The 5,003-nt window shown below is 72.3% G+C and carries 6 protein-coding genes; 4 read left to right on the top strand and 2 right to left on the bottom strand.

What is annotated here, in order from left to right:
* Positions 1–15 precede the first annotated feature (15 nt).
* Positions 16–477 (bottom strand): MarR family winged helix-turn-helix transcriptional regulator, encoded by a 462-nt coding sequence (locus H0U68_RS10025; RefSeq protein ID WP_296355124.1) that lies wholly within the window; start codon positions 475–477, stop codon positions 16–18.
* 123 nt (positions 478–600) lie between these two features.
* Between H0U68_RS10025 and H0U68_RS10020 the strand changes: the two genes are divergently transcribed.
* From H0U68_RS10020 to H0U68_RS10010, 3 genes are read left to right on the top strand one after another with little or no spacing between them, the layout of a single operon-like run.
* Positions 601–1,299, top strand: a complete 699-nt coding sequence (locus H0U68_RS10020; protein ID WP_296355122.1) for an SDR family oxidoreductase — start codon at positions 601–603, stop codon at positions 1,297–1,299.
* Positions 1,300–1,301: 2 nt separating this feature from the next.
* The gene (locus H0U68_RS10015; protein WP_296355120.1) at positions 1,302–2,600 is read left to right on the top strand and encodes an MFS transporter; all 1,299 of its coding nucleotides are present in this window, start codon (positions 1,302–1,304) and stop codon (positions 2,598–2,600) included.
* Positions 2,601–2,644: 44 nt separating this feature from the next.
* The gene (locus tag H0U68_RS10010; protein WP_296355117.1) at positions 2,645–3,790 is read left to right on the top strand and encodes an FAD-binding oxidoreductase; all 1,146 of its coding nucleotides are present in this window, start codon (positions 2,645–2,647) and stop codon (positions 3,788–3,790) included.
* A gap of 25 nt (positions 3,791–3,815) precedes the next feature.
* Here H0U68_RS10010 and H0U68_RS10005 read toward each other — a convergent pair whose 3' ends face one another.
* Entirely contained in the window at positions 3,816–4,358 is a 543-nt protein-coding gene (locus H0U68_RS10005; RefSeq protein WP_296355115.1) for a DUF3237 domain-containing protein, read from the bottom strand.
* Between the two features lie 98 nt (positions 4,359–4,456).
* Between H0U68_RS10005 and H0U68_RS10000 the strand changes: the two genes are divergently transcribed.
* A partial coding sequence (locus H0U68_RS10000) for a LysR family transcriptional regulator (protein ID WP_296355113.1) occupies positions 4,457–5,003 on the top strand: 547 nt, incomplete at its 3' end.

The following is a 5,003-nucleotide window of genomic DNA, read 5'->3' as shown; positions in this document are numbered from 1 at the left end:
GAGCGCGCCGGCGCGTCAGGCGCGCTCGCCGGCGCCGGGCACGCGTCCGCGCGGCACGTCGCGCAGCAGCTTGCGCAGCACCGCGGCTTCGTCGATGCCAAAGTGTTTTTCGAACGCGGCCTGCGCCTGCTTCCAGCGCGGGCGCGCGGCGGCCCAGGTGCCGCGGCCATGCGGCGTCAGCCGCACCACCTTGCGGCGCCGGTCGTCGCCGGCCGGCGTGATCTCCACCAGGCCATCGCGCTCCAGCGGCATCACGTTGCGCGTGACCGTGGTGCGGTCCATCACCATTGCCTCGGCCAGCTCGGCCATGCTGGCGGAGCCCAAGTGGGCCAGCTGCGACAGGAGGGTGTACTGCGTCGAGCTCAGCCCGGTGCCGGCCAGATGCTGGTCGTAGAGCTGGGTGATCCAGCGCCCGGCCTGCCGCACCACCAGGCAATGGCAGACATCCGTCGGCGCCAGCGCGCGGGGTCCGCTCACGGCGCAATCTCCCCGCACGGGACTCGGGCAAACAGGAATGTGCACATGCACGTATTATCGTGGTTTGCGGAAAGCGTGGAAGCGCCGATCGCGCCGCCCCTCCCTTTTTCTCCAGGAGCACCCATGAAACTCGACAACGCCGTCGTCCTCGTGACCGGCGCCAACCGCGGCATCGGCCTTGCCTTCGCGCAGGCCGCACTGGCACGTGGCGCCCGCAAGGTCTACGCGGCCGCGCGCGATCCGGACACCGTCACCCTGCCCGGCGTGGAGGCGGTGCAGCTGGACGTGACCGACGACGCCTCCGTCGCCGCGGCCGCCGCGCGCTGCGGCGACGTGACGCTGCTGGTCAACAACGCCGGCATCGCCATGGTCGGCGGTGCCCTGGCGCAGGACGGCGTCGCCCTCGCGCGGGCGCAGATGGAGGTGAATTTCTTCGGCGTGCTGCGCATGTCGGGCGCCTTCGCGCCGGTGCTGGCGCGCAACGGCGGCGGCGCCGTGCTCAACGTGGTGTCGATCGCCAGCTGGATCAACGGGCCGACGCTGGGCCTGTACGGCGCGACCAAGTCGGCCGCGTGGAACCTCACCAACTCGCTGCGCATCGAACTGCGCGGCCAGGGCACGCAGGTGCTGGCCATGCACATGGGCTACGTGGACACCGACATGACGCGCGGCTTCGAGGTGCAGAAGTCGCCGCCGGAACTCATCGTCGCGCGCACACTTGACGCGCTGGAGGCCGGCGCCGAGGAAGTGCTGGCCGACGAGACAACGCAAAACGTCAAGCGCGGCCTCTCGGCCGAGCCCGGCGTGTACCTGGCGAGGTGAGCATGACAGTCTCCGACAAGCTGGCCGCGGCGCTCGCACAGCGCAACGTGCACTACGGCTGGGTGGTGGTGGCCACCACCTTCTTCACCATGCTGGTGGCTGCCGCCGCGCTCGGCCTGCCCGGCGTGCTGATCGTTCCGCTGCAGCGCGAATTCGGCTGGAGCACCTCGCAGATCTCCTCTGCGCTGGCGCTGCGGCTGGTGCTGTTCGGCGTGCTGGGGCCGTTCGCCGCCGCCTTCATCAACCGCTTCGGCGTGCGCATCATCGTCGGCGTGGCGATGTCGCTGATCGGCCTGGGCTTCCTCGGCTCGCTGGGCATGACCGCGCCATGGCAGCTGCTCTTGCTGTGGGGCGTGGTGGTCGGCGTGGGCACCGGGCTGGTGGCGATGGTGCTGGCCGCCACCGTGGCGGCGCGCTGGTTCGAGCAGCGCCGCGGGCTGGTGATGGGCCTGCTGGCGGCCAGCGCCGCCACCGGCCAGCTGGCCTTCCTGCCGCTGATGGCCTGGGTGACCGAGCGCTATGGCTGGCGCGCCAGCGTGCTGCTGGCCTGCGTGCTGCTACTGGCCGGGGCCGCGGTGGCGCTGCTGCTGATGCGCGACCGCCCGTCCGACCTGGGCCTGCCGCCCTACGGCGCGACCCGGCTGGCGCCCGCGCCGGCGGCCGGCATCAGCCTGCGCACGCACATGATCTCGCCGCTCGCCACGCTGCGCGAAGCGGCGCGCGTGTCGGTGTTCTGGGCACTGGCCGGCACATTCTTCATCTGCGGGGCCAGCACCAACGGGCTGATCCAGACGCACTTCGTGTCCATGTGCGGCGACTTCGGCATGGCCGCCGTGGCCGCCGCCGGCGTGTTGGCGATGATGGGCGCGTTCGATTTCGTCGGCACCATCGGCTCGGGCTGGCTGTCCGACCGCTACGACACCCGCTGGCTGCTCTTCTGGTATTACGGCCTGCGCGGGCTGTCGCTGCTCTACCTGCCGTTCACCGACTTCAGCTTTTACGGCCTGTCGCTGTTCGCCGTGTTCTACGGGCTGGACTGGATCGCCACCGTGCCGCCGACCGTCAAGCTGGTTGCCGAGCGCTTCGGCCCGGAGAAGGCCGGCCTGGTGTTTGGCTGGGTGTTCGCCGCCCACCAGATCGGCGCCGCCGCTGCCGCCTACGGCGCGGGCTGGGCGCGCACCGCCCTGCTCACCTACATGCCGGCCTTCGTGGTGGCCGGCGTGCTGTGCCTGCTGGCGGCCGTGGTGGTGCTGTGCATCCGCCGCGCGGCACCGCGCGGCGCAGCCGCGGCGGCCGCCTGACGGCCTGGAGCGACAGGCTGCGCGCGCGGCGCTAGGATGCCGGCATGGACCTGGATGCCGACGTCGTCGTGATCGGGGCCGGCATTGCCGGCACCTCGGTCGCCTTCTGGCTCGCGCCGCATGCGCGCGTGCTGCTGCTGGAGCGCGAGTCGCAGCCCGGCTACCACTCCACCGGCCGCTCGGCCGCGCTGTTCATGGAGAGCTACGGGCCGCCGCAGGTGCGCGCGCTCAGCCGCGCGAGCCGCGCCTTCTTCGACGCGCCGCCCGACGGCTTCGCCGACTATCCCCTGCTCAGCCAGCGCGGCGCGATGGTGGTGGCCACGCCCGAGCAGGAAGGCGCGCTGCTGGAGCACTGGCGGGTGCTGCAGCAGCTGACGCGACACGGCCAGCTGCTGGACGCGAAGGCCGCGCTCGCGCTCACGCCGGTGCTGCGCGAAGACAAGGTGCTCGGCGCCGTCTACGAGACCGACGCCGCCGACATGGACGTGCATGCCATCCACCAGGGCTTCCTGCGCGGCCTGCGCCGCGCCGGCGGCAGCGTGCTGAGCGACGCCGGCGTGGCGGCGATCCGCCGCGTGGGCAGCGTGTGGGAAGTGCGCACCACCGGCGGGCGCACGGTGCAGGCGCCGCTGCTGGTGAACGCGGCCGGCGCCTGGGCCGACGAGATCGGCGCGCTGGCCGGCGCTGGCGTCATCGGGCTGCAGCCCCGGCGCCGCTCGGCCTTCATCTTCGCACCGCCGCCGGATCTGGCGACCGCCGAGTGGCCGATGACGCTCGGCGTCGGCGAGGACTGGTACATGAAGCCCGACGCCGGCATGCTGCTCGGCTCGCCGGCCAATGCCGACCCGGTGGCGCCCCACGACGTGCAGGCCGAGGAACTGGACATCGCCATCGCCATCGACCGCATCCAGGAGATGACCACGCTGACCATCCGCCGGCCCACGCGCGTGTGGGCCGGCCTGCGTTCCTTCGTCGCCGACGGCGAGCTGGTGGGCGGCTGGGACACGCGGGCGCCCGGCTTCTTCTGGGTCGCCGCGCAGGGCGGCTACGGCATCCAGACCGCGCCGGCCATGGGCGAAGCCTGCGCCGCGCTGGTCCGCGGCCAGCCGCTGCCCGAGCGCATTGCCGGCTTCGGCCTCACGCAGGAGGCGCTGTCGCCGGCGCGCCCTTCGCTAGCCCCCGGCGCCTAGCCTGTGGCGAGACTGCCGGCCAAGCCTATTTCATGGCGTACAGGTCGAACATGACGTGCGCCTGCGGACCGGTCTGGATCGAGATGAACTTGCCGACCGCCTGCACGTCGTTGAGCCAGGCGTAGGCCTTCGACGCCGTCTCGAAGGTCGGCGCGATCACGTAGTACCACTGGGGCGCCGCGATCTTCTCGCCCTGCATGAAGCGCTCCCAGCTGGCGGCGTCGGGCTTCTTCAGCACGCCGTTGTAGGTGACGTACAGCAGCTCGCCGTCGTCCAGCCTGGCCGTCAGCCGCACGTCGATGCGCATGGAGCCGTTGGGCATGATGCGCACCCAGTCGCCGGCGGGGTTGATCAGGTCGGCGCGGATCGCCCCTTCCAGGCGGCCGCCCGGGCGCGGGTGGAACACCAGCAGGCCCGCGCTGATCGCCTGCGGCGCTTCCAGCGGCGCGTACAGCGTGCCGAGGTACTGCGTGTCCAGCGGCGTCGCAGGCGCGGCCTGCGCGCCCGCGCCCAAGCCGAGGCCCAGTGCGGCGGCCGCGGCGGCGAGGACGGGGGTGGGTAACTTCATGGCGTGCTTTCCTTGGGGTGATTCGAAGGCGCGAGCGTAGGTTCGACGGCGCGGGCGATACAGTCCCCGCCACCCAAAACACTCTTGCATCCAACGCAATGAAGCAAGCGGACCGCCTGGCCGGCATGCAGGCCTTTGTCGAAACCGCGCGCCGCGGCAGCTTCGTGGCGGCGGCCGAAGCACTGGACCTGGACGTGTCCTCGGTCAGCCGCCGCGTCACGGCGCTGGAGCGGCGGCTGGGCGCGCGCCTGCTGCAGCGCTCGACCCGCAGCCTGAGCCTCACGCAGGCGGGCAAGGACTATTTCGAGCGCGGCGCCCGGCTGCTCGCGCAGATGGCCGCGCTGGACGAATCGGTGCTGGAGCAGCAGCACCGCGTCGGCGGGCTACTGCGGCTGGCCCTGCCGAACGCGTTCGGCCGCGGGGTGGTGCTGCCGGCGCTGCCGCGCTTTTTGGCGGCGCATCCCGAGATCGACCTCGACCTGCATTTCTCAGACGCCTATGTGGACATCGTCGGCCAGGGGTTCGATCTGGCGCTGCGCATCGGCGCGCTGGAGAGCTCGGGCCTGGCCGCGCGCAGGCTGGGCGCCTACCGCCGCTTCCTGTGCGCGTCGCCGGCCTACCTGGCGGCGGCCGGCACGCCGCGCC

The organism is Ramlibacter sp. (genome assembly GCF_013697775.1).
Classification (GTDB): Bacteria; Pseudomonadota; Gammaproteobacteria; order Burkholderiales; family Burkholderiaceae_C; genus Ramlibacter.
The sequence above is the reverse complement of the archived record's forward strand: the minus strand, read 5'-3'. Positions and strand labels throughout refer to the sequence as shown.

Coding starts and splice junctions, on each gene's coding strand:
- H0U68_RS10005 (WP_296355115.1), bottom strand. CDS start 4,358: ATGAAGTTACCCACCCCCGTCCTCGCCGCCGCGGCCGCCGCACTGGGC.
- H0U68_RS10015 (WP_296355120.1), top strand. CDS start 1,302: ATGACAGTCTCCGACAAGCTGGCCGCGGCGCTCGCACAGCGCAACGTG.
- H0U68_RS10020 (WP_296355122.1), top strand. CDS start 601: ATGAAACTCGACAACGCCGTCGTCCTCGTGACCGGCGCCAACCGCGGC.
- H0U68_RS10010 (WP_296355117.1), top strand. CDS start 2,645: ATGGACCTGGATGCCGACGTCGTCGTGATCGGGGCCGGCATTGCCGGC.